The sequence below is a fragment of the Casimicrobium huifangae genome (assembly GCF_009746125.1).
GTDB lineage: Bacteria > Pseudomonadota > Gammaproteobacteria > Burkholderiales > Casimicrobiaceae > Casimicrobium > Casimicrobium huifangae.
Window position 1 is genome coordinate 4,418,752 of sequence record NZ_CP041352.1, and the last position, 26,689, is coordinate 4,445,440.

At 62.9% G+C, this 26,689-nt stretch carries 24 protein-coding genes; 7 read left to right on the forward strand and 17 right to left on the reverse strand.

What is annotated here, in order from left to right:
- Positions 1-18: 18 nt before the first annotated feature.
- The gene (locus FKL89_RS19950; protein ID WP_156864453.1) at positions 19-318 is read left to right on the forward strand and encodes a type II toxin-antitoxin system VapB family antitoxin; all 300 of its coding nucleotides are present in this window, start codon (positions 19-21) and stop codon (positions 316-318) included.
- Positions 315-716 (forward strand): type II toxin-antitoxin system VapC family toxin, encoded by a 402-nt coding sequence (gene vapC, locus FKL89_RS19955; RefSeq protein ID WP_156864454.1) that lies wholly within the window; start codon positions 315-317, stop codon positions 714-716. The genes FKL89_RS19950 and vapC overlap by 4 nt, the downstream gene beginning before the upstream one ends.
- An 18-nt stretch (positions 717-734) precedes the next feature.
- Here vapC and FKL89_RS19960 read toward each other — a convergent pair whose 3' ends face one another.
- The 4 genes from FKL89_RS19960 to FKL89_RS19975 all read right to left on the reverse strand — a co-directional run bounded on the left by FKL89_RS19960 (position 735) and on the right by FKL89_RS19975 (position 3,793).
- Positions 735-2,012, reverse strand: coding sequence for a TRAP transporter large permease (locus tag FKL89_RS19960; RefSeq protein ID WP_156864455.1), 1,278 nt, complete (start codon positions 2,010-2,012; stop codon positions 735-737).
- Complete coding sequence (locus FKL89_RS19965; protein ID WP_156864456.1) at positions 2,009-2,464, reverse strand: TRAP transporter small permease; 456 nt, start codon at positions 2,462-2,464, stop codon at positions 2,009-2,011. The genes FKL89_RS19960 and FKL89_RS19965 overlap by 4 nt, the downstream gene beginning before the upstream one ends.
- Positions 2,461-3,438: a sialic acid TRAP transporter substrate-binding protein SiaP gene (locus FKL89_RS19970; RefSeq protein ID WP_156864457.1), complete on the reverse strand. Its 978-nt coding sequence runs from the start codon at positions 3,436-3,438 to the stop codon at positions 2,461-2,463. The genes FKL89_RS19965 and FKL89_RS19970 overlap by 4 nt, the downstream gene beginning before the upstream one ends.
- A 154-nt stretch (positions 3,439-3,592) precedes the next feature.
- Positions 3,593-3,793: a DUF3079 domain-containing protein gene (locus FKL89_RS19975; protein ID WP_156864813.1), complete on the reverse strand. Its 201-nt coding sequence runs from the start codon at positions 3,791-3,793 to the stop codon at positions 3,593-3,595.
- 351 nt (positions 3,794-4,144) lie between these two features.
- Between FKL89_RS19975 and FKL89_RS19980 the strand changes: the two genes are divergently transcribed.
- The gene (locus FKL89_RS19980; protein ID WP_156864458.1) at positions 4,145-5,305 is read left to right on the forward strand and encodes an ABC transporter substrate-binding protein; all 1,161 of its coding nucleotides are present in this window, start codon (positions 4,145-4,147) and stop codon (positions 5,303-5,305) included.
- Between the two features lie 27 nt (positions 5,306-5,332).
- Here the strand turns inward: FKL89_RS19980 and FKL89_RS19985 are convergent, their stop codons facing one another.
- Both FKL89_RS19985 and FKL89_RS20490 read right to left on the reverse strand, forming a co-directional pair.
- Positions 5,333-6,124: an EcsC family protein gene (locus FKL89_RS19985; RefSeq protein WP_156864459.1), complete on the reverse strand. Its 792-nt coding sequence runs from the start codon at positions 6,122-6,124 to the stop codon at positions 5,333-5,335.
- A 104-nt stretch (positions 6,125-6,228) separates the two neighbouring features.
- Entirely contained in the window at positions 6,229-6,357 is a 129-nt protein-coding gene (locus FKL89_RS20490; protein ID WP_272953714.1) for a hypothetical protein, read from the reverse strand.
- A gap of 48 nt (positions 6,358-6,405) precedes the next feature.
- Between FKL89_RS20490 and FKL89_RS19990 the strand changes: the two genes are divergently transcribed.
- On the forward strand, positions 6,406-7,884 hold the full coding sequence (locus FKL89_RS19990; RefSeq protein ID WP_238363444.1) for a Ppx/GppA phosphatase family protein: 1,479 nt from the start codon (positions 6,406-6,408) through the stop codon (positions 7,882-7,884).
- Positions 7,885-8,255: 371 nt separating this feature from the next.
- Positions 8,256-9,035, forward strand: a complete 780-nt coding sequence (locus FKL89_RS19995; RefSeq protein ID WP_156864460.1) for a GNAT family N-acetyltransferase — start codon at positions 8,256-8,258, stop codon at positions 9,033-9,035.
- An 80-nt stretch (positions 9,036-9,115) separates the two neighbouring features.
- On the opposite strand, the gene FKL89_RS20000 is transcribed toward FKL89_RS19995, so the two are convergent.
- The 11 genes from FKL89_RS20000 to FKL89_RS20050 all read right to left on the reverse strand — a co-directional run bounded on the left by FKL89_RS20000 (position 9,116) and on the right by FKL89_RS20050 (position 21,602).
- Positions 9,116-11,026, reverse strand: coding sequence for a PhoX family protein (locus FKL89_RS20000; RefSeq protein WP_156864461.1), 1,911 nt, complete (start codon positions 11,024-11,026; stop codon positions 9,116-9,118).
- 106 nt (positions 11,027-11,132) lie between these two features.
- Positions 11,133-13,016, reverse strand: coding sequence for a potassium transporter Kup (locus FKL89_RS20005; protein WP_156864462.1), 1,884 nt, complete (start codon positions 13,014-13,016; stop codon positions 11,133-11,135).
- Positions 13,017-13,081: 65 nt separating this feature from the next.
- Positions 13,082-13,804 (reverse strand): response regulator, encoded by a 723-nt coding sequence (locus FKL89_RS20010; protein ID WP_156864463.1) that lies wholly within the window; start codon positions 13,802-13,804, stop codon positions 13,082-13,084.
- Positions 13,801-15,342, reverse strand: coding sequence for a DUF4118 domain-containing protein (locus FKL89_RS20015; protein WP_162527607.1), 1,542 nt, complete (start codon positions 15,340-15,342; stop codon positions 13,801-13,803). Before FKL89_RS20015 ends, FKL89_RS20010 begins: the two co-directional genes overlap by 4 nt.
- A gap of 158 nt (positions 15,343-15,500) precedes the next feature.
- Positions 15,501-16,133 carry a CorA family divalent cation transporter gene (locus tag FKL89_RS20020; RefSeq protein WP_238363445.1) on the reverse strand — a complete coding sequence of 211 codons (633 nt, stop codon included), beginning with the start codon at positions 16,131-16,133 and terminating at the stop codon, positions 15,501-15,503.
- 2 nt (positions 16,134-16,135) lie between these two features.
- Positions 16,136-16,549 carry a magnesium transporter CorA family protein gene (locus tag FKL89_RS20025; protein ID WP_156864466.1) on the reverse strand — a complete coding sequence of 138 codons (414 nt, stop codon included), beginning with the start codon at positions 16,547-16,549 and terminating at the stop codon, positions 16,136-16,138.
- Positions 16,550-16,557: 8 nt separating this feature from the next.
- Positions 16,558-17,022: a SixA phosphatase family protein gene (locus FKL89_RS20030; protein ID WP_156864467.1), complete on the reverse strand. Its 465-nt coding sequence runs from the start codon at positions 17,020-17,022 to the stop codon at positions 16,558-16,560.
- Positions 17,019-19,112 carry a polyphosphate kinase 1 gene (gene ppk1, locus FKL89_RS20035; RefSeq protein ID WP_156864468.1) on the reverse strand — a complete coding sequence of 698 codons (2,094 nt, stop codon included), beginning with the start codon at positions 19,110-19,112 and terminating at the stop codon, positions 17,019-17,021. Before ppk1 ends, FKL89_RS20030 begins: the two co-directional genes overlap by 4 nt.
- A gap of 142 nt (positions 19,113-19,254) precedes the next feature.
- The gene (locus FKL89_RS20040; RefSeq protein WP_156864469.1) at positions 19,255-20,367 is read right to left on the reverse strand and encodes a hypothetical protein; all 1,113 of its coding nucleotides are present in this window, start codon (positions 20,365-20,367) and stop codon (positions 19,255-19,257) included.
- Positions 20,368-20,400: 33 nt separating this feature from the next.
- Positions 20,401-20,994 carry a hypothetical protein gene (locus tag FKL89_RS20045; RefSeq protein ID WP_156864470.1) on the reverse strand — a complete coding sequence of 198 codons (594 nt, stop codon included), beginning with the start codon at positions 20,992-20,994 and terminating at the stop codon, positions 20,401-20,403.
- Positions 20,991-21,602, reverse strand: a complete 612-nt coding sequence (locus tag FKL89_RS20050; RefSeq protein WP_162527608.1) for an RNA polymerase sigma factor — start codon at positions 21,600-21,602, stop codon at positions 20,991-20,993. The genes FKL89_RS20045 and FKL89_RS20050 overlap by 4 nt, the downstream gene beginning before the upstream one ends.
- Before the next feature lie 375 nt (positions 21,603-21,977).
- Between FKL89_RS20050 and FKL89_RS20055 the strand changes: the two genes are divergently transcribed.
- Together FKL89_RS20055 and FKL89_RS20060 are read left to right on the forward strand one after the other, a co-directional pair.
- Complete coding sequence (locus FKL89_RS20055) at positions 21,978-24,410, forward strand: TonB-dependent receptor (protein WP_156864472.1); 2,433 nt, start codon at positions 21,978-21,980, stop codon at positions 24,408-24,410.
- A 111-nt stretch (positions 24,411-24,521) separates the two neighbouring features.
- A complete protein-coding gene (locus FKL89_RS20060) occupies positions 24,522-26,612 on the forward strand; it encodes a bifunctional 2',3'-cyclic-nucleotide 2'-phosphodiesterase/3'-nucleotidase (RefSeq protein ID WP_156864473.1) in 2,091 nt (696 codons plus the stop codon).
- The last annotated feature ends 77 nt before the right edge of the window (positions 26,613-26,689 follow it).

Genomic DNA, 26,689 nt, shown 5'->3' on the forward strand with positions numbered 1-26,689 from the left:
CACATTCAATCAATTGCTGTGCGTACCAACATTGATATCGACGACACCTTGATGGAAGCCGCCATGCGTGCCGGGCCGTTTTCCACCAAGCGCGAAGCGGTTGAAGCCGGCTTGCAGCTTCTCGCGCGCAAGGCCGCGTATCGCGACATCCTTGCCCTTCGCGGCAAATTGCAATGGGACGACAGCCCTTTGTCAGCCGGCGCCACCGATATTTCATCAAGCACCGCGCTCACCGCCCACAGCCCGGCGCCGCCGCCGTACGCCCACTCAGCATCCGCTGCCCCGAAAGCCACCGCAAAGAAAGCGCGCAGCAAGTGATTCTGGTTGATTCAAGCGTGTGGATTGATTTCTTCCGTGGTCAAGAAACCGCCGCCGTTGAGCAGCTCGCTGAATTGCTCGACGAAGCTGCCGCGCCTGTCGCCATCGCAGACCTTGCCCTGTTTGAGGTGCTTCGCGGCTTTCGCCACGAGCATGACTATGTGGCCGCCGACAGCGTAATGCGCGCGCTTGACGTCATCGCCATCGGCGGCGACGCGATCTGTCGTGCCGCCGCGCAGCACTACCGCGAGCTGCGCGCCCGCGGGGTCACCATAGCCAGCCCGATCGACGTGCTGCAGGCCACCTACTGCATAGAACACAATCACGCGCTGCTACACAATGATCGCGACTTTGACGCGATGGAATCCCTGCGCGGGCTCAAAGTCTGGCGGCATTAGCCGCCAATATCTTCACCGTTACCGCATCACCCCCGGCAACCATGTCGTCAGCGCCGGCACAAAGGTGATGGCCACCAGCACCGCAAGCAGCGGCCACAGGAACGGCAGGGTGGCGCGCACCACGGCGGCGAAGGGCAAGTTGGCAACGCGGGCGGTGACGAACAGCACAATGCCCACCGGTGGTGTGATGGTGCCGATCATCAGGTTCAGCACGACGACGACGCCAAACTGGATCGGGTCGATCCCGAGCGCGAGTGCGGGCGGCACCAGAATCGGGATCAGGATCAGCATCGCGGCGATGGCTTCCATGAAGCAGCCGACGATCAACAGAATCACGTTGACCAGAATCAGGTACATGATCGGCGAGCTCACCGTCTGCGTCAGCCAGCCGCCAAAGTTCTGCGGCAGGCGTGACAGTGAGAGCGCATAGGCGAGCAGTGCCGCGCTCATCACCAGCGCCATCATCACACCCGTTGTCTCTACGGTGTCCAGCACGATGCGCGGCAAGTCGCGGACGCGGAACTCGCCGTAGCCCAAACCGACGACCAGCGCATAGAACGCTGCTACCGCCGCCGATTCAGTGGCGGTGAAGTACCCGCTCATCATGCCGCCGAACAGCACCACCGGGCACAGCAGTGCCCAGAACGCGCCCTTGAATGCCAGCCACACGTCACGCGCGCCGGGGAATGGCACCCGCGGCAGATTACGGCGAAGCGCAATGGCCCGCACCATGATCATCAGCGCCACCGCCATCAGCAAGCCAGGCACCACACCGCCCAGGAACAGGTCGCCAATCGACGCCTCTGCCGACACGCCGTAGATGATCATCGGCAGCGACGGCGGGATGATCGGCCCGATGGTGGCAGACGCGGCGGTGACAGCCGCTGCCGTCTCGGTGTCGTAGCCCGCATCCTGCATCGCTTTGATTTCGATGGTGCCGATGCCGCCCGCATCCGCCACTGCCGAGCCGCTCATGCCAGCAAAGATCACGCTGCCGAGAATGTTGGCGTGGCACAAGCCGCCTTTCCACCAGCCCACACATACCGTCGCGAAGCGGAAGATGCGTTCGGTAACACCCGAGGTGTTCATCAGCGAACCCATCAGGATGTACATCGGCGCAGCCAGCAATGGAAAGCTGTCGGCCGCCTTCAACAATTTCTGCGGCACTGCAATCGGGTTGATGCCGGCCGCCGCGATGAAAGCCGCGCCTGCCAGTGCCATGAGCGCATAGATCGGCGCGCCGGTGAACAGCAGCACAAACCAGAGCGCCAGAATGACGAGCATCAGCGTGGTCATTGGCCGAGCCGCTCCCGCATTCTCGCGATCGTGAGCCCGCCAATGGCAATGGCCGCCACCGGCAGCACGGCATAGACCACTGCATAGTTGAAGAACAGCGTCACGGTCTCGACGTCACGATTGTTGTCGACCAGCTTCATGCCGAACCAGAGCAACCAGACCATCAGCACCACGATACCGATGTCACCCGACCAGCCCAGCACCCGCTGCAGGCGCGGGCTCGCCCGCTCGCTGAACTGGGTGATGGCAATGTGCGAGCGGCGCTCCGTGGCAACGACCCACCCGAGGAACGCCACCCAGATGAACAGGTAGCGCGCCAGCTCCTCGCTCCACACCAGCGGCTCGAAAAACTTGCGCGCAACGACCTGCGCCAACACCAGCCCCACCATCAGCACGAAGAGTGTGATGGCGGTGGCGTGCAGCGCGCCGCGTGCCCAGCGCAGGGCGGTCATTTCATGTTGGCGATGGACTCGTAGGTGCCCTTGCCCCACTTCGCTTCAAACTTCGGCGGCACGGCGGCCAGCGTTGCCTTGCGCCACTCGGCCACATCCGGCTGCAACACGGTGACACCCGCCGCCTTGAACTCGTCGACCAGGGTTTTCTCCTGCGCGATGATCTGGCTGTCGGCCCACGCCATTTGCGCCTTCAGCACATCTTCCACGGCTTTGCGATCCGCCGCCGCGATCTTCTGCCACGCCGCATCGTTCACCACCACCAGGCGCGGCGTCATGATGTGGCCGGAGAGCACCAGGTATTTCTGCACTTCGTAAAACTTGCCGCTCTTGATGGTGGGTAGCGGATTTTCCTGACCATCGACGACGCCCTGCTTGAGCGCCAGATAAAGTTCATTGAAATTCATCGGCGTCGGGCGCGCGCCCCAGCTCTCGGCCATCGCCTTGAACACGTCATTCTCCGGCACTCGAAGCTTGAGCCCCTTCATGTCAGCCAGCGTGTTCACCGCCTTGGTGGACGTGGTGACGTGACGGGTGCCGTAGTACACCGCGCCGAGAATGCGCATGCCCCGCGCCTTGACCAGTTGCTCGTTGTACTGCGCCAGCAGCGGACCATTGAGCGCCTTGATCAGATGCTGTGGATCGCGCCAGATGTACGGTGCCTCCACGACCGAGATCGACGGAATCCAGGCGCCGAAATTGGCCGCGCCCTCGGTGACCAGTTGCTGCGACCCATTGGCCACCGCCTCGATCATGTCGCGCGAGCCGCCGATCTGGCCGCCGGCAAATGCCTGGATCTCGACGCGACCGCCGGTCTTCGCCTTCACCTCGGCGGCCACGCGGTCAATCATCTGTACCTGCGGGTGGCTGCCGCCCACCACGTCGCCCCAGCGCAGAATGGTTTGCGCCTGTGCCGCGCCGTACAGCGCGCAGACGACAGCGGCTGCAACGGCAGCGCGAGTGAATCGATTCATGGCTCCTCCTTGTGATTGGTCACGCCGGCAATTGCCGCGATTGCGGATGAATCGGGCCAGCGCGTTCTGCCGCATTTTGGATGAAAGCCGGTGCGAGCGGCGCGACGAGGTCCGCTGTCATGTCTTTGACGAGGCAGACGAGGGCGGTGTGAGGTCAGCCCGTCTCTTTCACTTCCGGCGCGACAGCGGTGGCTGGTGCCTGCCACTCGAGCCAGTCGTCGCCGAAGAATTCCACCGGATGCTGGGTACGCGAGGTGCCGTTGCCGCAGGCCATCTGATCGGCTGCGCAATATTTGTCGCAGCCCCAGCAGTTGCGCTCGGGGTGAGCCGGGTGGATAGGGAATTTCTTGGCCATGGTTGTAACCACCACAACGCCCGCCATCCAGTCGGCAGGCGTCACGGTGACGCGGATTGTGGCGCGCCGAGCGCTGCGGTCATTGATCGCAGTCAAGTGCCGTTGCGACGGCGCGCAGGCAGATAGCAAACGCAGACAGCTTTTTAGGTAATCCCTTATTTATTGAGGGCTAGAAGTGCATTTAGTGTCAAAGTCGACTTTTGGCCGATTTATGCCCGAGCCCATACCCACTGGGGATTTCGTGCAAAAGATGATAAGCGTCGCCACCGCGTAACAAACTTTCAGGACCATTCCCATCCTCGCGCGGCGTCGCTGCTTGACGCTGGCGCGGCATCAACTTTGAGGCAAGGAATGACCCCACCTTCGACGCCAGTCCGACTGACGCAACATCTCATCGCCGCGCTGCTGGCAACCTTCGTCGCGTTCACGGCAACGGCCGCTCACGCCCGCGACATCGTCGTCGCACAAACGCTCGACCTGTCTGGCCTATCGAATCTGGGCAAAGACTTTTCCAACGGCGTTCGCACCTACTTTGATGCCATCAATGCCCGCGGCGGCGTGCGTGGCCGCCGCATTCAGCTTGTGCAGCTCGACGATTCGGGTCGCGCCGCCGATGCCGTAACCAACGTGGAGAAGCTGCTCACCGAAAATGATGTCGATGTGCTGATCGCGCCAACCAGCGAAGAAACGCTGATCGCGGCGGCCACCGCGCCGCGCGTGCGCGCCTCGGCGATCACCATCGTAGGCGCCCCGACCGGTGCCGACCTTGATCGCGCCCGCATCGCCAATCGCGTGCTGCCGGTGCGCGCCACTTACCGCGACGAGGCTCGGGTACTGCTCGACATGCTAAAGACCTTCAGCGAAGGCGCCGTCGCGCTGGTGCGTGGCGATGGGCCGGACGCCAACGCCTGTGCGCTTGCCTTGCGCGAGGAAGCGCGCGCCCGCAACCTCACGTTCGCTTTTGATGGCACCGCCCAGCAGTGGCAACAATTGAAGCCGGCGCAATTCGCGGCACTCGGCAAGGCGGCTTCGGGTGCCGGCAAAACAGCGGTACCGTCGTTCGGCGCCGTCATCGTGGCGGGTGACGCGCTGGGCGTCGCGCCGGTCGTGCAGCATGCCCGCCGAATCCTGCCGCTGGCGCCACTGCTTGGCTTCTCCACGGTCGATCACCGCACGCTGGCCGAGCTGGCCGGCAGCGCCGCCAAAGGGATGATGATTACGCAGACGGTGCCGCCGCCGGGCAAGACCATTCACCCGTTCCAGCGCGAGCATCGCAATCTGATGAAGCAGTATCGCGACGAACCGCCGTCGCAACACACTCTCGAAGGCTACGTGGTGGCGAAGCTGCTGGTAGCAGCGCTGGAGCGGGTCGATGGCGAGCCCACAGCGCCGAAGGTGAGCGCGGCACTACGCGCCTCACCGGTGCTCGACTTTGGCCCGATGCGGGTGGGCGGCAGCAGCCGCTATGTGGACATCACGGCCATTTCGGCGCGCGGCGGACTGGTGGAATAAGGCAGCGGCCCGATCGCTGCTGCATGTTCAGGATTCGGCGTAGAGCCGCTTCACCTCGCTCGCGCCATAGGCCCGCTCCAGGCGACGCACAATGAAGTGGCCGCGCGCCATGTCCTGAAAGTGATCAATGAACAGCGTGTTGATCACCGCGCCACCAATCGCCCCCACCACCGGCACCGCCTGGGCAGCAGCTTTCTCGGAGACGACAATGGAAAACCTCGACGCGACCTGCGTAATCAGTCGCACGATGGCCGGCGCCCCATGCTGTGTCAGGCCCTGGGTAGCCAGATGCTTCGCCGCCTCCGACACGGCACTTGCCATCGCCGCGCGTGCTGCAAAGTAGCCGACTTCCGCCGCGTCGTCGCTGCTCGCCTTGCCACCGAGCGCGAGCACCTGCACGCATTCCAGCCGGGCGTCGGCAAGCTTGAGATTCTCGCCCTCGCTGCGAGCAATGTCGGCGATTGAGCGCAGCATGATGGTGGTCGATACCGGCAGCTCGACCGCGAGCGCAGCGAGGCCAAAAGCACCGCCAGCGGCGCCCGAGGCGCCCGCAGCCAGTTTGTGCCACCAGTTGGCAGGCGTCGATTTCGTCAGGCTCGCTTCACCCTGGTCCATCGTCCACAACGCTACATTCAGCGCGGATTCGATGGCCTTTTGCGTGGCATCGTTCACCACCGAGTGCCACTGCTTCGGCAACAGCGCAAAGCCCTTCTCGACGGGCGTGCCAACAAAGCTGCTGATCTTGGCGGCGAGGCCGGGATGCTCAAGCAATTGTTTTGCCGTTTTCAGATCGGCAAGATCGGCGTCACTGAGTGTCACTGCGGGGTCTCCGTGGCCAATGGAATGCCGCGAAGTTAACGCAGATGCGCCCGCCGTGCACGCGACGAAGCAACCTGGAGCGTGGGCGGGACCTTTCTGCCGGCTCAGTCCAGTCGCGAGGCTTCGGCCAGTGCCGTCAGGGCAGCATCGCTGCGACGATATCCCCGCACGGCCGCGCCTGCCGCTGCGGCCACCAGCGCACCGAGCGCCATCCAGGTCAGCGTCACCCCCATGTCACACTCCTGCAATATGCTTTGCCAACTGGACAATAGGATCGCGCTGTGACATTACGAAGACAGTCGGGGGCGCCGCTGGCCGCGGTGGACCTCGGCTCCAACAGTTTCCGCCTGCTGATTGCAAAGGAAGAGGGCGGACAGATCGTGCCGATCAGCACCCACCGCGAAGGCGTGCGGCTCGCGGGTGGTCTTGACCAGGACAGTCATCTCTCGAACGACAAGATCCGCGAGGCCTGTGAGGCGTTGGCGCGCTTCCGTGAGCGACTGGGCGCGATTCCGGCCGATCGTGTGCGCGCGGTAGCGACCAGCACCTATCGGGTGGCCCGCAACGGCGAAGACTTGCTGCGTCAGTCCGAGCACGCGCTCGGCCTGCCGATCGACATCATTTCCGGCCCGGAAGAAGCGCGCCTGATTTACCTCGGTTGTGCCCACACGCTGCCGTGGAGTGAACAGGAGCGGCTGATTGTTGACATCGGCGGCGGCTCGACCGAGTTCATCGTTGGTCGCCGCTATGACCCGGAGCTGACCGAATCCTTTCCGCTTGGTGCCGTCACGCTGTCGCAACATTTCTTCCCCGGCGCTACCGTCACCCCGGCGGCATTCCGCAAGGCCGACGTCTACGTCCGCTCGCGGCTCGAGGTGCTGCAGAAGCGCTACAAGCAGGGCTGGGACATCGCCTATGGGTCGTCCGGCACCATCCGTGCGATTTACGAAATCATCACTGAAAACGGCTTCGGAGACGCCATCACCGTCGAAGCGATGACGCGGCTGAAAGGTGCACTGATTGATGTCGGGCAGATGAACCGGATCGAACTGGCAGCCCTCAAACCGAGCCGCGCCCCGGTGTTGCCAGGCGGACTCGCCATCCTGATTGGCCTGATGCAGGAGCTGAATGTCGTGCGGATGGAACCCGCAGAAGGCGCGCTGCGTCTGGGTGTGGTGTACGACATGCTGCACCGAAGTGACGCACCGGCTGACGACGACCCGCGCATGGTCACCGTATCACGCATGCAGCATCGCTACGGCGTCGACACGGAGCAGGCGCGACGCGTGGCAGCGCTGGCGCAGTCGTTCTGGCAACGCATTGATCCGGCTGGACCTGACGCGCTGTTGTCGTGGGCTGCAGCAGTGCACGAAATCGGCATGGCCATCGCGCATGAGGACTATCACCAGCATTCAGCCTACATCATTGAGCACTCCGACATTTACGGCTTTGCCGAGCAGGAGCGGGCCGCGCTCGCACTGCTGGTGCTCGGTCACACCGGTTCGATCAAGAAAATTGACCGCGCGTCGCTGCCGCCCAAACTGCTGACCCGCCTGGTCTGCCTGCGTCTGGCAGCCTTGTTCTGCCACGGCCGCATTGACGAAGTCCCTGCCGTTGCACTGGCCGTAAACGGCGAGGCGTTCGTGCTGGCCGTAGACGCCCGCTGGCTCGCCGAACGCCCCTTGACTGCCTATCTGCTGGATGTTGAAGCGACTCGGTGGACGAAATACGGCGTGTCGTTTGCGGTGCGTACGAAGTAGCGCCGCGCCTCCGGCAACACGCATTGCTCGAACACCGTTGCGATGTGTGACAAGAAAAATGGGCTCCGTGAGGAGCCCGAAGGGAGGTATCGAGAAGTGGTGACCGGCACGCTGCATGTGCGCAACGCCGATCACATCGGGGAACGATGCCGGTGCGCCAATATTGAGCGAGAACGGGTTGCGACGATATTGCGCAACCCGTTCACTCATTGGCAACCGGGCCACAACGAAATTTTGTGCTGGGCATGTGACATGGCGATGACATGACAGACCGCTTCACGTAGCGGCGTCATGCGTTTGTCGTGAGTGCGTCACGCGAATGTCACGCAGCGTTCCTACATTGCGGGCGTCGAATCAACGGAGTCATCCGCATGTCGCTTCAGCAGCCGAGTATCTCTGTCCCGTCCAGCGTCGAAGCCCCCAGCGAGTCACCGCTGAGCGTGCGGCTTGCCACCAGTGCCCCGGAAATCATCGCGGCCCAGCGGCTGCGCTACAAGGTGTTTTGTGAAGAGATGGGCGCTGATCTGCACCGGCACGACGGCCGCGACGTCGATGACTTCGACGCCGTTTGCGATCACCTGATCGTCATCGACGAGAGCCTCGGCAAGGTCGTAGGTACGTATCGCATCATGGCGCCGTGGGCCGCGCGCGCGGTCAAGCGCATGTATTCGGAAGGCGAGTTCCGCATCGACAGCCTGCGACCGATCGCGCATGAAATTTTCGAGGTCGGGCGCGCCTGCATCCACCCCGCCTACCGTAGCAGCGGCGCGCTGGCGCGACTGTGGTCCGGTCTTGGCATGTATGTACGCAACCACGGTGTGAAGTACCTCGCCGGCTGCGCCAGCGTGCCGCTGGACAGCGGTGCCCTCAACGTCGGCGCACTGCGCAGCGAATTGCTGGCCAGGCATCTCGCACCGGAAGACTTCCGCGTCGAGCCGATTCGCGGCTTGCAGTCGCTCGGCGATCCGATGGGCGCGCGCCCCGCCGTGCCACCACTGCTCAAGGGCTATCTGCGGCTGGGTGCCTGGGTCTGCGGCGAACCGGCCTGGGACCCGGATTTTGACAGTGCTGACTTCTTCGTTCTGCTGCCCATCGAGCGCATGGCGCCCCGCTATGCACAGCACTTCCTTGGTGCACGCACTGCACAGTAAGCGCCACGTCAAACAAGTTTGACGTCAGCAAAAGGGGCCGCGAGGCCCCTTTGTTGTTTGCATCGATTGTGCGCAGAAGGTCAGGCCCCGATCACACCCCCATCAGCGCGCGTGATGACGATGGTCGCCGAGCGTGGACGCGCCTTGTCGGGCCAGGTTGACACCTTCATCACTTCGTCAGGGTTGCTACGTTCGCTGGCTGGTTCGCCCGGGTGCTGGATGTTGACAAACAGGCTCTTCATGTCCGGGGTCATGATGACGCCAGTGAGTTCGCAGCCACGCGGACCCACCAGAAATCGACGGATTTCACCCGTCGTCGTGTCTGCCGCGTACATGCCGTTGTTTGGCGTGGCAGCGTAATCGCCCTTGCCAAGCGTGCTGGTCGAGATGTCAGTCTCAATCCACAGCACGCCACGGCCGTCCACCCACAAACCATCCGGGCTGCCGAGCTGATCGCCCTTAGCGTTGCCCTTGGCGTCGGCACGATCAAGTACCGGGTTGCCGGCCATCACGAAGTGGTTCCAGACAAACGTCGTGGCCGCGAAATCGCCGTCTTCCTTCCAGCGGATGATGTTGCCCATGGTGTTTTCAACGCGCGGGTTGGCGGCATCGACGCCGGGGAAGCCGGGCTTGCCGCGGCTGACGTTGTTGGTCAATGTGCAGTACACCCAGCCGGTCTTCGCGTCGCTGGCAATCCACTCCGGCCGATCCATCTTGGTAGCACCGACCAAGTCGGACGCCTGCCGCGTGCTGATCACCACGTCGCCCTGTGACGCGAAGCCGCGCTCGGCGGTCAAACCGTTCTTGCCTTGCGTCAGTTCAATCCACTCCCCACGGCCACCCGCGTTGAAGCGCGCGACGTACAGCGTGCCGTGGTCAAGCAGATCGGCGTTGGCTTTGGCACCGCCCGGGCGCACGGCATCGCGGCTGACGAACTTGTAGATGTATTCGAAGCGTGAATCCTCGCCCATGTAGACCACCACACGACCGTCGCGAGTCTGCGTCACGTGCGCACCTTCGTGCGCGGCGCGGCCCAGCGCAGTGCGCTTGACGGGCGTCGAGGTCGGGTCCATCGGGTCGATTTCAACCACCCAGCCAAAACGGTTGTATTCGTTCGGGTGTCTGGCCACGTCAAAGCGCTCATCGAACTCGTGCCAACGGTAGCCAGCGCCGCCCTTCTTCAGCCCCCAGCGCGCCTGATCGGCGTCGGGCTTGTCGGGGCCGTTGAAATAGCCATTGAAATTTTCTTCGCAGGTCAGGTAAGTGCCCCACGGGGTGAAGCCATGTGCGCAGTTGTTGACGGTGCCGAGCACCACCGCGCCCGAGGCGTCATCGCGGGTGCGCAGCCTGGCGTGACCGCGAGCCGGACCGGTGATCAGCATTGGCGTGGTCGCGGTAACTCGACGGGCAAAGCGGGACGGGCGTACCACCTCCCAGCTATTGCCTCGGTTGACGATTTCGATCACCGAAACGCCCATCGCGGCCTGCGCCTTGGCAACCTTTTCGGCACTCCAGTCCCGCATTCCGCCGACGTGCAGCAGGCCGTCATCGGTGTACTCATGATTCATCACCAGCAGGCCGCGCTGGCTGCCATCGAGCGGAAAGTAGTGAATGCCGTCGTGATGCATGCCCGCCTGTGCCTCTTGCTCAGTCGCAGTGTTGCTGGCGTCGGACTTGTATGCCGGCATGTTGCCGGCAATGCCCACCGCGTCACCCCAGCGGTACAGCACCTGCACGCGATAGCCATCGGGCACGGTGACGGTGTCGAGATCGTTCATGGTGACTGATTTGAAGCCAAGCATCGGGCCGATGCCCGTGGGCGTGGTGCTGCAACCGCTGAGTGACACCGCGCCTAATGGTGCCAGCAGACTACTGATGGTTGTCGCAAGACCACCCCGCAGGATGGTTCGCCGCAGGGGGTTGGAGAGGTCGTGGATGCTCTGATTGTGCGATGGGTTGCAGTCATCCATCGTCGAAAAGTCTTTGGCCATGCTTGTTGTTCCTTGTCGCTGTAAACGCCCGCATCGGGAGGCGATACGGTTGCGGCGATATTCACAGCGATTGGCTACAAGCTGATGACGCGGCTCGAGTACGCGTTTAGAGCAATACTTGCGTACCCAGTTCGACAACGCGGTTAGGCGGCAGCCGGAAGTACGCTGCTGCACCCTCGGCCTGACGCGTCATCCAGGCATATAGCGCGCAGCGCCACGCCGACAGTTCACCGGGGCCGTCCTGTACTACGGAACGGGCAATGAAGTAGGTGGTGGTCATCGGGTCGATCCCGACACCCTGACTGGCCGCCGATGCGAGTGCAGCCAGCAGGTCCGGTTCCTCGCGAAAGCCAAAGCGCACATCAATCCGCAACAGGCCCGGCTCGCTTCGGTCAAGCTGCAACCGGCCGCCAGCTTCCACGTAGGGCACTTCCTCAGTGCGCACGTGGACCAGGATCAAGTGCTCGTGCAACACGTGATAGTGCTTGAGGTTGTGGAACAGGGCGCTGGGCACGAGATTGCGATCAGACGCCAGGTAAATCGCTGTGCCGGGGACCCGTGGAATGCCCTGCAGTACGCTCGCGGCAATACCCTGAACCGGCAGGTCTATCGCACTGCGTTGTCGCGCCACCAGTGATGAGCCTTTCTTCCAGGTCATCAGCAGCAGGAAAACCGCACTGCCGAACAGCAGCGGAAACCAGCCGCCATCGGCCACTTTGGACAGGTTGGAAGCGAGGAAGCCGCTTTCCAGCACGACGAACAATGCAAGCAGCGCCAGCAGGGGCAGGCGGGAACGACCAGCCGTTAGAAGCAACACGATCGCCACCAGTATCGAGGTGATGATCATGGTGCCGGAGACGGCAATGCCGTAGGCGGCAGCGAGAGCGCTCGACGAACGGAATTCAAGCACCAGCAGCAACACGCCGAGCAGCATGATCCAGTTGACGCTGCCGACGTAGATCTGCCCGCGCTCCCGGTCTGATGTATGCCGCACACCAATACGCGGCAGATAGCCGAGACGCGAGGCCTGCTGGGTGATGGAAAACGCCCCCGAGATGGTTGCCTGCGATGCGATGACAGTCGCCGCAGTTGCCAGCACCACCAGAGCAAGCAATAGTGAATCCGGAGCGAGCAGGTAAAACGGGTTCTTGATGGCGGCCGGATCGCGCAACACCAGAGCACCTTGCCCAAAGTAGTTGAGCATCAGCGCCGGACACACCAGCCCGAACCAGGCGATGCGTACAGCTCGGGCGCCGAAGTGGCCCATGTCGGCGTACAAAGCCTCACCGCCGGTCAACGCCAGGAACACCGCTGCCAGCAACACGAACATCTTGCCCGGCTGCCCAATCGCGAAGTCAATTGCATACAGCGGGTTCAGCGCTTGCAACACCACAGGTGTTTCGATGATGCTCTGCAAACCCAGCACGCCGATGACAAGGAACCAGAGGCAGGTGATCGGACCGAACAGGGCGCCAACGCGACCGGTACCAAAGCGCTGGATACTGAACAGCGCAATCAGCACGCCGATAGTGATAGGCACGACAAACTTCTCGACGTGCGGGGTGGCGACGCCCAGCCCTTCGACTGCCGACAGCACCGATATTGCGGGCGTGATCAGCGCGTCACCGTAAAAAAGCGCAGCAGCGAACACACCCAGCGTAGCGATGATTGCCAGCATGCGCGTACTGGCGCGCTGCCGTTCTGCCAGTCGGTGGGTGAGTGCCGTCAACGCCAGCACACCGCCCTCGCCATCATTGTCAAAACGCAGCACCAGCCAGACGTACTTGACCGAAATGATGCAGGTGACTGCCCAGAACACGGCGGAGAGCGCCGCCAGGACGTTTTGCTGATTGAGCGCCATCGCATGCGGCCCGCTGAACGCTTCCTTGAAGGCATACAGCGGGCTGGTACCGATGTCGCCGTAGACGACCCCGAGTGCCGCGAGCGTGAGCGCGGCCGTGCCTGAACGAACAGGCGATTGCTGATTCATGAATGATCTCCTGGGATTGAAGCCGCGACGCATACTGGATGCGACGGCAGTGGCTGCGCTGACGCTCAGTCAGGTGCGTTGGCGGGTGGCATGAAGCGGTAACCGACACCGGTTTCGGTGAGGATGAAACGGGGGCGCGCCGAATCCTGCTCAAGCTTCTGGCGCAAATGCGAGATGTGGATGCGCAGATAGTGGCCGCGCTCGAGGTAGGCCTGCCCCCACACCTCGGTCAACAGATGCCGTTGCGTGACAACACGATCCGCGTTGGCAAGCAGGCAGAGCAGGATGCGGTACTCGATATCGGTCAGGTGTACCGGTTGGCCCGCGCGCGTCACCAGGCGGCGGGAACGGTCGACCTCGACATCGCCAAAATGGACAGTCGCCGGTTCGCCATCGCGCATGGTCGCGGCGCGGCGCAGCAGGGCACGCACGCGGGCAAGCAGTTCGCCGGTAGAAAACGGCTTGGTCAAATAGTCATCGGCGCCGGCTTCCAGCGCCGCAATCTTTTCGGCCTCGGCGCTGCGGGCGGAGAGCACCAGCACCGGCACCTGCGACCATGAACGCAGCTCCTGCACAAACTGTTTGCCATCACCGTCCGGCAGCGAGAGATCAAGGACGACCAGATCCGGCCGCGCGGTCCCGGCATCGACCAGCCCGTCGGCCAGCGTCGCCACTTCGCGGACGTTGAAGCCCTCGCTTTCCATCGATTGCCGCAGAAAGCGGCGAATCTGGGTGTCATCCTCGACCAGCAGCAGCGTCTGGGTAAAAGTAAGGCTTGTGCTCTTCATGGCTGCTCCCCGGGCTCTGCGTCCACCTGGGGTGGAGTGCCGCGCGGCAGACGGATCGTCAGCCTTGCACCATGCAACGCGACGTCGTCGCGCGCAGCCGGTGGTACTCGCTCAGCGCTGATGCTGCCGCCGTGTGCCTCGACGATCGTTTTGCAGATGGCGAGCCCAATGCCCATGCCTGACACGGAGCCTTCCGACACACCGCGCTCGAACAATTCAAACAGCTCGCTCTCGCGACCGTCAGCGAAGCCCGGACCGTCGTCATCCACCGTGATCTCAATGACGTCGCCATCATCGCGCGCGACGAGCTGAATGCGGCTCCCGGTCGGTGAATACTTGGCAGCGTTCTCCAGCAAATTGCTTAGTACCCGTTCCATCAATACCGCGTCGATGTGAAGCAGCGGCAAGTCGGCTGGCAATTGCAACTCCACCTGATGGCCACCAATGGCTGCCTCGCTGTGACGCAGGCTGGCCCCAACCACCTCTTCCAGCGGCTGCCACTCGCGGCGCAAACGTACCGTACCGGATTGCAGACGTGCCATATCGAGCACGTTGCTGACCATGGTGTTGAGGCGCATCGCCTGATCCTGCAGCGCCTGCGCCGTCTGCCGCAAGCCGGGATCGGTGAGTTGCGGGCTACGGGCAATCGCCTCGGCAAGGCCGAAGATGCTGGTCAACGGGGTTCGTACGTCATGCGAGAGCGCAGCCAGAATACGACCGCGCAGACGCTCGTCGCGCACCGTCAAATCGCTCTGCGCTGCCACTTCAACATAGTGAATCCGTTCCAGCGCCGTGGCCAGCAAATCCGCGACGGCGCGCAGCAATTCGATGCGGCCGGCGAGCGGAGCCGCCGATTCCTCGGCCGCAACGACCAGCACGCCGCGGCGACGCGTTGCTCCACGCAACGCCAGCAGCACGCGCTCGCCATCATCATGGCCGAGTTCACGCGCATCGAATCCTGTGGCCTGATCATAGGTCGCCTGGGCGACGGCCTGCTCAGCCTGAGTCAACAGATATCCGGTCGTACCGCGCAGTGGGTGAAGGTGGCCATTGTCGTCCGGGGTGAGCACCGTGCAACGGCCCTGTAATTGATCGCGCAGGAAATTCCCGACGGCGTCAGCGCACATGTCGCGCGTCATGGATCCGGTGAGACGGGCAGCCAGTTCGAACAGCGCGGCCCGCTCGGCGACGCGCTGTTCAGCATCGTCGGCCCGCCGCCGCAAAGCGCTGGTGAGGTGTCCAATGGTGAGTGCCACCGTGAGCATCACGGCAAAGGTGAGCAGATACTGGATATCGTTGACCGCGAACGAAAACAGCGGCGGCACATAGAGAAAGTCGAACAGCGCGACACTAAGTACTGCTGCAATGACGCCTGCGCTACGGTTGCAATAGTAGGCAATGACCAGTACGCCCAGCAGGAAAAGCATCACGATGTTGGCTGGCGCCAGCCACGCCGACAACGGCCAGATTGCAAGAGCGATGGCCGACGGCAGCAGTAAAGCGCGCAGCACACCACGGCGCCAGTGACTGTGAGTCACTGGGCTGCTTGAATCGACACCGTGAGTCTGCACCGCCTCTCTCCGTGCAATGAACACGCATCGAAGCATAGGCAGTGACGCGCAAAAAGTCCGTCAATGTCGGCGGATGGTGCGTAAAGAAGCTGTAAAGAGCGTACCGCCAGCGCCGCTTAGTAGCGCTAGATCAGGCGTTTCAGGCGCATGCCCAGCAACGTGAGTATGGCGAGCAGTGCCATGCCACCGATCACCCACAGGAAGGCGTCATCTGATTTGGTGCCGGGCAGGCCCGCGACGTTCATGCCGAAGACACCCGTCACCAGCGTGACCGGCAGCATGATGGCGGTGAAGATCGACAGGAAGTAGAGGTTGCGGCTGGTGGCGGACGCCTGGCGGCTGTTCACCTCTTCCTGCAGCAGGCGGGCACGACTCTGGATATCCCCCAGAGTAGCAAGTGTTTCATCAAACTGCTGGATGCGGTCACCGAGATGCTCATGTTCGTCACGCGTACCAGCCGCTGGCATTGAACGATGCAATAGCGCGAGTATCTTTTGCTCCGGTGCAAACCGTCGCTGCAATCGACCGCACAGCCAGCGTATGCGCGAAATGGCGCCTTCTTCCACTTCTTGCGCCCCCCCAAACACACGGTCCTCAATGCGCTCCAGCCGGTCTTCGGCGGCATCTGCAATTTTGCTTAGCGCATCGCCCTGATATTGGAGCAGTGCGTTGAGCAGAGCAAGCGTCCCGGCAAACCGGCGACCGTCGCGAATGGCCAGACGCAGACTGTCGGCGGCCGAAATCGGATCTTCGCGCACCGTCAGCAGAGGGTCTGGCTCAGATAGAAACGAAAGCTGCGCACTTCGCCCGGATCGCCATTGAAGTCATACGCGAGATCCGAAAGACATCCCAGCACACCACCGGGAAGCGCTTCAGTCCGACCCGGAACGGCATGCACATCAAGTAAAAAGTCGCGCCCTGCCTGGGGAAGGTGGGGACAGGCCGCGAGCCACGAACGCCCGTGATCTTTGCGGGAGTTGAGATGGACCCAGACAAAGCCTCCGCCGTGACCAAGTGCCTGAAGCGATGCGTCGAGCGCTTCTGGTGCGATGGTTAGACCGGCGCCTTGCGTACCGTCATCGGCATCGAAAGCAAAGCACGCAATTACGCCCAGCCCGGCCGAGCGCCAGTCTTCGAGCGCAGAGGGAAGGTCCACCGCGTTGCCGCGCTGCAAGACCACCCCTACAGCAGCTCCGGCGTTGTCACTGCACGAAGCGCCATCTCCGGTTTGCCGTCACGGTCGCGCGATTGCAGCCACCAGACGGCCCCCTTCTTGATGTTCATGGTTGCCACCGCATCGAACATGAGCCAGTGCACGCAATTGCCGATCCATGGCTGGTGCCCGATGATGACGATGGGCTCGTTCTGTATGCCCCATCCCACGGCCGCCAGCACGGCCTCGGGAGTTGCGTCCGGGTTCAACTCTTTCAGTGTCTTGTGCTTGCGGGCAAGGCAGCGGGCCGTTTGCTGTGCACGCTTCGCCGGGCTGACGAAGACCTTGCACTGCTGCGGCAGATTGCGGTCAAGCCAGAACGCGACCCGTTCCGCCTGGCGCTGACCCTTGACCGTCAGTTTGCGATCAAGATCATCCTGCCCGGGCTCGGCGTCGTGGGCTTCAGCGTGACGCCAGAAGATGATTTCACTCATTGCTGATCGGCCTTTTGTGGTTCGACCGGTAGTGTCGGGTGGCCGAGTCGGCTGGCGAGCGTTTGCTGCGCGCTGGCTGGCTTCTGGCGCGCAGGGCGCAGCAGACGGTAGGCGCCGGATTGCTCCAGTTGCCACGCCTGACAATTGTCGCTGAGTCCGATGGCCAGACCTTCGTCGATGACCCGCGCCTTCAGCGCCGGATCAAGCACCGGCGCTGCCACCTCGACACGACGATCAAGATTGCGGCTCATCCAGTCGGCGCTGGAAATGTAGACCTTTGGGTCACCACCGTTCTCGAAGTAGTAAACACGGCTGTGCTCCAGGAAGCGGCCGATGATCGAGCGTACGCGCAGGCGCGTTGTCTGCCCCTCAACATTCGGTCGCAGGCAACAGGCGCCGCGTACGACGAGGTCGATAGCCACGCCCGCTTCGGACGCTGCACACAATGCGGTCATGACTGCTTCATCGGTCAGCGCGTTGACGCGGGCCATGATGCGTGCAGGTTTGCCTGCTTTGGCCGCGCGCGCTTCGGCGGCGATTGCGGCGAGCAGGTTGTTCTTCATCGTGTGCGGCGCCCACCACAGGTGCTTCAGGCGCGGCGGTTGCGACAGGCTGGTGAGGTGATGAAAAATCGCGGCCACGTCGCCTACCATCTCCCGATGCGCCGTGAGTAGCCCGAAATCGGTATAGAAGCGGGCCGTGTTCGGGTTGTAGTTGCCGGTGCCGATGTGCGCATAGTGGCGAATGGCGTTGCCTTCGCGGCGAAGCACCAGTGCCATTTTGGCGTGCGTCTTGAGGCCGACCAATCCATACACAACATGGGCGCCAGCCTGTTCCAGCTTGTCGGCCCAGTTGATGTTGGTTTCTTCGTCGAAGCGGGCTTTGAGTTCGAGGACCACCGTGACCTCCTTGCCTCGCCGCACAGCTTCGAGCAACAGGTCCATCAGCACCGACTTCGAGCCGGTGCGGTAAATCGTCTGCCGGATGGCGATGACGTTCGGGTCTTCGACGGCACAACGGATGAATTGCACCACCGGCGCGAACGATTGGTAGGGATGATGCAGCAGCACATCGCGCTGGCGCAGCTCGGCGAACACCCGCTCGTCGGCCAGCTCCGGCTGTGGGGGCCCCGGCGTGAAGGGCGGGAAGCGCAGCTCCGGATTCTCCACCGCCTCGGCGAGCGCCTGCAGGCGCACCAGATTGACCGGACCATCAACCGGATACACCTCGTGCGCTTCAAGCCGGAAGTGCTGGGTGAGCAAGGCGGATATTGAGGGACTGCAGTCAGCGTTGATCTCCAGCCGTACCGCGCGGCCGTACGGGCGGCGCCGCAATTCGCCGGCAAGCGCGTGACGCAGATTGGTCATTTCCTGCTCATCGACCCAGAGGTCGCTGTCGCGGGTCACCCGGAACTGCGAATCACTGACCACGTCGCGACCGGGGAACAGGCTGGCCAGCTCGGTCTCAATCAGCGTGGACAGCAGGATGAAGCTGCGTCGACCGGGTTTGCCGCCACGGTCACTGGCGCCGCCGATCTCGAACAGCCGCGGCAGCGTGCGCGGCACCTTGACAATCGCCACGCTGGTCTTGCCAGCGCCGCGACGGGTGCGTAACTCGACAATGAAATGCAGCCCCTTGTTGGCCACCGCCGGGAAGGGATGCGCCGGGTCGAGACCAATCGGTGTCAACACCGGTGCAATCTCGCGGGCGAAGGTAGCCTTGACCCAGCGCCGCTGCGCGGGAGTCAGCTCACGTCCACCGACCAGATCGATCCCGGCATCGCGCAGCGTGGGCAGGATCTGCTGGTCGAGCAGACGATATTGCCGCGCCACCAGCAGGCGAACCCGCTCGGCCACGTCGAGCAGCGTTTGCCGCAGGCTGCGCGCCTCGGCCGAGCGCTGTGCGGTGAGCGCCTTCAGGCGTTCCTTCTGCTCGGCGATTCGGACTTCAAAAAATTCGTCAAGGTTGCTGCTGACGATGGTCAGGTAACGCAGGCGCTCGAGGGCCGGAACCGACGGCAGCTCGCATTGTGCGAGCACGCGTTCGTTGAAGGCGAGCATCGACAGCTCGCGATTGATCAGTGGAATCATGCAGGGCGCCCGTTCTCGTGACGTCCTGCATGCCGATCATGGAAGCTGATACCAGGCCGTCAACGAGTCTCCGAGTGTCGTTGCCATTCGTGACAGCCTGATGACATGACGGGTGACGGCCAGAATCGCCGCCCCGACGGCACTACTTCTTGCCTTCGCTGAGGTTGTAGCCGGCCGGCACCCGAAACAACGCCGCATCCGGTTCGCTGCGCTTGATGTCCACCATGCGGTAGATCGACTCGCCGTTGCGCGGGTCACTGCGCCGCGAGAACACGGTCATTTTCAGCTCCGGCGAGTAGTAGCGCTCGACCACGCTCTCGATCGGCCTGCTGTTGCCGATGGCACCGGCAGCGATGGTTTCCACTGTGCGGTCGGCGTCAACCTGCAAGCCTTCGTACGATTGGCCGGTTTTCTTTTCACGGCTGACCTGTGCATTGCCGCCGCTGTCGCTGCGCATGCCGGCCAGTGGCGGCAGCGGTGGCAACGGGGGTGTCGGCGGCACCGGCGCTTCCACGGTCTTGCCATCGCGATGGACGTAGGCCTTGCGGGTGAGATCGATGATCTGGGCCCGCGGGCTGACCTCGACGGCGATGTCATCGCGGGCACTCATCATGCCGAGTCCATTGCGGCTGTTGGCATTGAGCATGAAGCCGAGCGGCTTCCAGTCGCCCTTGATCTGCGAGTAGCAGTCGTTGATCGCGCGCTCGTTGAAGTCGGCGCGGCAGGCGGTCTTTTTCTGCGGATCAATGATGTAGGCGGCCTTGTCGACCGGATCATTGATGAACACCCGGGCGCTGCCATCCGCCTGCCTGAGCTCCTGGCGCAGACGGCCTTCACGGTCGCGTGCCAGCAGGCGGGTGCTCTGGCGCTGGATCAGCGTGCCGTCGGCGAGCGTCTGCTTGAATTCGCGCACTTCGCGCGCGGAGTAAGGATTGTTCTTTTCAACAGCGTCGGACGCCGAGCGCCGGTTGATGACTACGCCGTGCGCATTGGCCTCGTCGATAGCCTTGCGGATCGACTCGCGGATTTCTTCGGCATTGACCGTGGCCAGCTCTTTCGATGCCAGCGCCGAATCGAGCGCGGCCATCGCTTTGTCGATAGCGTGACTGGCGGCTTCCGGAATGCTCATGTCCTTGCCATCGACTTTGATGACGATGCGTCGCTCTTCCTTCCTTTCCTCGGCGTGCGCAGGCACAGCCATCGCAGCAGCCAGTGTGCACAGCGCACCCAGCGTGAACAGGGCAGTCGTTTTCATGACGTTGTCTCCAGGTCTGGTCGGTATTCGGTATCAATAGAAAAACAGGCGTTTACGCTCGGGCTTCTCGATGAAGCGCACGGCGAGCAGTTCGCCGCGCTGGCCGAGCAGCATTTCGGCGCCCACCGGCTCCTGCAGCTTTTGCGGCGGCACCGGAATGCCGAAATCAAGCATCGCTTCGCGCGACACACTGACCCGCACCATCTGCGCCACGTCGAGGCGGCCACCGGCAGGCTCGGCAACCAGCATGAAAGGCGTGGTCTGCTCGGTAGCAGCGCCGAACAGCGGTAGCCACCACGGTGCGGCAAACGCGAGCACGACGCACAGCGAGAAGGCGCCAGCCGTCACCGGATGCGGACGCAGCACCCGGGTGCCCAGCCAGCCACCCACGTGACCGGCCAGATGGCGCCAGCCACGCCGCGCCGGCAGCGGCGTCGGTGTCACCGACAGGACCGGCTTGCTGGCCAGCGCACCGCTCGCCCGCAATTCGCCGAAGCGTGCCAGCAGGGTGGCTTCCAGTCCTTCAGGCGGTTCGACATTGCGGTAACGCTGCGCAGCTTCGGCCCACACTACATCCGGGGTGGCAGCGGCTGCGCGGTCAGCAACAGGGTCAATCGGGCGGTTCATGCAGATATTCGGGTGTCGGCGGGGAAAAGTTCCACGATGCGCTGCCGCAGCGCCTCCTTGGCGCGATTCAGCCGGGAACGGACGGTGCCGACCGGGCAGCCGATGATGGCGGCCGCGTCGGCGTAGGAGAACTCTTCAAATTCGATCAGCGCCACCACTTCGCGGTGCTCTGCAGCCAATGTGGCCAGCGCGGCCAGCAGCGCCTCGCTGCGCTCGCGCGCGAGCAGATGGGCGAGAGCGTCACTCACCGCGTCAACATCGGTGTCCTGCGCCGCTCCGGTCGCAGCGGAATCGTCGGGGAGTTCGTCGAAGCGGGCGGCTGCGGCACGGATGCGCAGGGCGTGATTGCGCGCCACACCGCACAGGAATGCCGCCAGCGTGCTTCGTGTCGTATCAAAACCAGTGGCGCCCTGCGTTGCCAGCCACAGAAACGTCTCCTGGGTCGCGTCCGCTGCCGCTTCCCGCGATGGCGCATGCAGGCAGGCAAAGCGATGTACTGCCGCGCCGTGCCGCCGATAAACCGTTGCCAGCGCCACGGCGTCGCCCGCGCGGATGCGCGCGAGCAATGCTTCGTCGGTCGTGGTGTCGACTAGTTCAGGGGATCTCACGCTGCATATTCCGTTGTGGTCACGGAAAAGTTCCCAACGAGTGATGATGGATGGTCAGGATCGATGGCTTTTTACGGAAACGCCCATTCAATATGGGCTCATGTGAGAAATCGGTGCAAGTCGACTATTGATCAAAATGCCATTTGAGCCATTGATAAATGGGCGTTTTGGAAGAAAGCTGCTAACGCCCTCAGTCAGGGCGATATGCACCAACAACCGTCCTCATGCGCCGCCAGCAGGCGCTTCAAACGCCCTGATGCGGCAAGTTTGCGACACCCGGAGTCTGCTTTTCCGGTTTGTAACCCGGCTGTCATTGCATTGCACAAAAGCTGTGGAATATTTGAACGCTGTCAGTCCAAAAAACCGGGTGCATCCATGTCTCTCACCAACACGTCCCAGCCCAAACTGTCCGCCATCGCGCGCGCAGTTGCCCTCACGCTCGCCACCGCCGCCATCGGCACCGCGGTCGCGCAAACCGCCACCGACAAAAAAGATGACCAGGCGCCGCGCGCCAAAGAGGACACCGTCCGTCTCGGCACCATCACCATCGTCGGTCAGGGCGACAAACTCGGCGCCGGCCAGATCCTGAACGAAGACGCGGTCAAGGGCCGCAGCACGGTGACCAAGGAAGCCTCCGAGAAGGACCGCACCACCGGCAACACCTATCAGGCGCTGTCAATCCTGCCCGGCATCAACACCTACAACCATGACGCCACCGGCTTGTTCGGCGGCGGCCTGACCATTCGTGGCTTTGGTGCAGACCAGATCGGCTTCACCATCAACGGTGTGCCGGTCAACGACTCCGGCAGCTACTCGGTGTTTCCGCAAGAGTACTCCGACATGGAGAACACCTGCCTGCAATCGGTCGCCCAGGGCACCCCGGATGTGGAATCGCCGCATATCGGCGCCACTGGCGGCAGCATCAGCGTCAACACCTGCGACCCGATTGACACCCGCCGCGTTCGCGTTACGCAGACCGTCGGCCAGCTCAATCTCTCCCGCACCTTCGTGCGTTTCGACACTGGCCGCTTCGCCAACAACATGGCGAAGACCTTCATCAGCTATTCGCACTCTCAGGCCGACAAGTGGAAGGGCCCGGGCGGCGCCAAGCGTGATCACGTTGACGCCGCGTTTGCGCTCGACATCAACGCGGACAACAAGATTGTTGGCGTGGTCAACTACAACAAGGCCGTCAATAACAACTATCAGACGCTCAGTCTCACGCAGCTGAACAATCTGGGCTACTACGCCGACTACTCGCCAACCTTCACGCCAGGCCATCTGACACCGGTGGGTGGTGTGCGCCAGGCCGAAACCGGGCCGCTGTCGCCGCAACAGTTCTACAAGCTGGCACTGAACCCGTTCGAGAACGCGGTGGCGTCGCTGTCCGGGTCGTTCCGTCTCGCCGAGAACACCTACCTCAAGGTGCAACCCTACCTTTGGTACGGCTACGGCACTGGCGGCGTGCAGCAGCGCGCCCTGTCGGAGACCGCGTTCCTCAACACCGCCACCGGCCGCACCGGCGCAGGTCGCGACCTCAACGGCGACGGCGATACGCTGGACAGCATCATCGTTGCCAACAGCAGCGTCACCAAAACCAACCGCCCCGGCGTAACCGCCGAAGTCAGCCACCTGATCGGCAGTCATTCGATCAAGCTCGGTGTCTGGTACGAACGTGCCCAGCACAAGCAAACCGGACCGGCCGTTGCGGTGGACGCCAACGGTAATCCGGCCGACCTCTGGCTGCGCGATGGTCACATTACCCGTCCGGATGGCAGCGACTTCAACTCGCGCAACTGGCTGACCATCAGCCCGGCATGGCAGGTCTATGCGTCTGATTCATGGAGCTTCATGAACGACCGTGGCATCCTGACCTTTGGCCTGCGCGCACCAGAAATCACCCGCAAGTTCACCAACTTCGCAAACGAGGGCGGTACCACCGTCAACTTCAACTCGACCTACACCATCGAGAAGAAGTTCCACGACGTGCTGCCACAGATCGGCGCCCGCTTCAACATCGACCGCGAGCAGCAGGTGTTTGCCAACGTTGGCAAAAACTTCCGCGCACCGCCGAACTTCGCCTTTGCACCGACCAACGGCAACGTGACCATCACCAACGGCGTTGCCGTGCTGACCGGTGACATCAAGGCGGAAACGTCAATCAACACCGATATCGGCTATCGCCTGCAGACCAAGGCCATCACGTTCTCGGCGACGGCCTTCCAGGTCGACTTCAAGGACCGTCAGGCCACGGCGTTTGACCCGAATACGTTGAAATCGATCTACACCAACGCGGGCAAGGCGCGGACCCGCGGCATCGAGCTTGAGGCAGGCACCACGCCGATTAACGGCTGGTCGCTCTATGGCTCGCTGACAGTGCAGCAAAGCAAGGTGCTGAACGACATCCGCACCAGCGCGACGGCAGTGCTGCCGACTACCGGCAAGCACTTCGCCCTGACGCCGCGCACCATGGCCGGCCTGGCGCTGCAGTACTCGGATGGCCCGCTTTACGCTCGCCTGAAGGCGAAGCACACGGGCAACCAGTACGCCACGCTGATGAACGACGAGGAAGTGCCGAGCTACATGACAGCTGACTTCGACGCTGGCTACAAGTTCAGCGACATGGCGTTCATGAAGAACCCGATGATCCGTCTCAACGTCAGCAACCTGGGCAACACCAAGTACCGCAACCCGAGCTCGGGCACGGTGCTCAATGCCACGGCAGTTGGCACTCAGGCCGCGGGCACCGTGTTCTACTATCTGGGCGCACCGCGGTTCTTCTCGGTCAGCCTGAGCGCCGACTTCTAGTCACGCCCGGTTGACGGGTGCCGCACCACCTTGCGGCACCACTGAAACTCCCTCAAGCCGCGCCACAAGCGCGGCTTTGTTTTTTGCAGGTCTGTACACAGGTCGATCATCATGCAACTGCTCTTTCGCTCCCGCCCGTCACTGTCACGCACCGCCCGCGCCGCCGCGCTGACGGCACTCGCCGCTGCAACCACTCTTGCGCTGCTCGCAGGTTGTGCGACACCCGCAGGAACCGGCACGACGACGCCGGTCGCCCGCATCGCCGATGGCACGAAGGCGCAACTGGCGCTGCTGGAAACCACCGACCTGCACACCAATGTCCTGTCCTACGACTACTACAAGCTCGGCGAGGACCGCAGCATCGGCTTCGAGCGCACCGCGGCACTGATCGCGGCGGCGCGCAAGGAGTTCACCAACACGCTGCTGTTCGACAACGGCGACACCATTCAGGGCACCGCGCTTTCGGACTATCAGGCGCAGGTGAAGCGCCTGGGCTGCGATGAAGTGCTGGCGATGTACAAGGTGATGAACGCGCTTGGCTACGACGCCGGTGGCATCGGCAATCACGAGTTCAACTACGGCCTGTCATTCCTGTCGCAAGTCACCGGCAACCGCTTCAACGTAGACCTGCGCCCCGGCGAGCAGGCAATCCCGGCGCAACCTTGCGCCGGGCCGAACTTTCCGCTGGTGCTGGCGAACGTGCTTTCGGTGAAAGATCGCAAGCCGCTGTTCAAACCCTACGTCGTGCTGGATCGTTCACTCAAAGTAACCACTGTTGATGGCAAGACGGCCGACGCACCGATCAAGGTGGGCGTTATCGCGTTCACGCCGCCGAAGATCCTCGACTGGGACAAGCGCTGGCTCAATGGCGTCGTCTACACCGATGGCATCAAGGAACTGGCTGAGCAATACATTCCCGAAATGAAGGCGCAGGGCGCCGACCTCATCGTTGCCATCTCGCACGGCGGGCTCGACGCCAACCCCTACACGCCGTCGATGGAGAACGCCAACTGGCATCTGGCCCAGGTGAAGGACGTGGATGCCATGCTGATCGGGCACTCGCACCAGACCTTCCCGAATGCAGCGAGCACCATGAACCAGTTCAACCTGCCCAACGTCGACAAGGCGAAAGGCTTCGTGCATGGAGTGCCAACCGTGATGGCGAACTTCTGGGGCAAGACGCTGGGGGTGATCCAGTTGCAACTGGTGGCTAAGAATGGCCGCTGGTCGGTCGACAGGACGAAGACCGTAGTTGAGGCGCGCAACATCCAGAACGCGGACCGCAGCTTCGTCACACCGCTGCCCGCGGTCGCCGAGACAGTGCGAGCCGAACATCAGGCCACCATCGACTACGTGAAAACGCCGATCGGCAGCAGTGACTTCGCGATGACCTCCTACTTCGCCGACGTTGGCGATGTATCCGCGATGCAGATCGTGAACATGGCGCAAACCGATTACGTGGCGAACTACGTGAAGCAGACCATGCCGCAATTCGCCAGCCTGCCGGTGCTCTCCACCGCCTCGCCGTTCAAGACCGGTTTTGCCGGGGGTGCCGACTTCACCGATGTCGCCGCCGGTCCGATCGCGATCAACAACGCCGCCGATCTGTACCTGTTCCCGAACACGCTGTATGCGGTGAAGGTTGATGGCGCCGGCCTCAAGGCCTGGCTCGAAGCTGCTGCCCGCCGCTTCAACCAGATTGATCCCGCGCGCACCACCGAGCAATCGCTGACCGGCACGGCCCCCGGCTACACCTTCGACATGCTGACCCATCCCGACATGAGCTACGAGATTGACGTCAGCAAACCCTTCGGTTCCCGCATCGTGAACCTGTCCTACAAAGGCACCGCGGTATCGCCGTCGGCCGAGTTCATCGTTGCCACCAACAACTACCGCGCCAGCGGCGGCGGCAACTTCCCGGGACTCGACGGCAGCAAGACCATCTTCGCCTCGCCCGACACCAATCGCGAAGTGCTGATCAATTACGTGAAAGCCGTGAAGACTCTCAGCCGAGCCGCCCACGGCAGCGCGCGCAGCTGGCGTTTCGTCAAGTTCGCCACGGCAGGCCCGGTGGTGTTCAAGTCGGCACCAGGCAAAGTCGCGGTCGCACAGGCCGCCGGCATCAACAACATCCGCGAGCTTCGCGCCGATGATGGTTCCGGCAAGGGCCTCGCGGTGTATGCGATTGATTTGTCGAAGTGATTGCGGCAACGGTTTCATGCCCTCACCGCTCTCTCCGTTTGTGGTGACCCTTCGACTCCGCTCAGGAGTAAACGCCG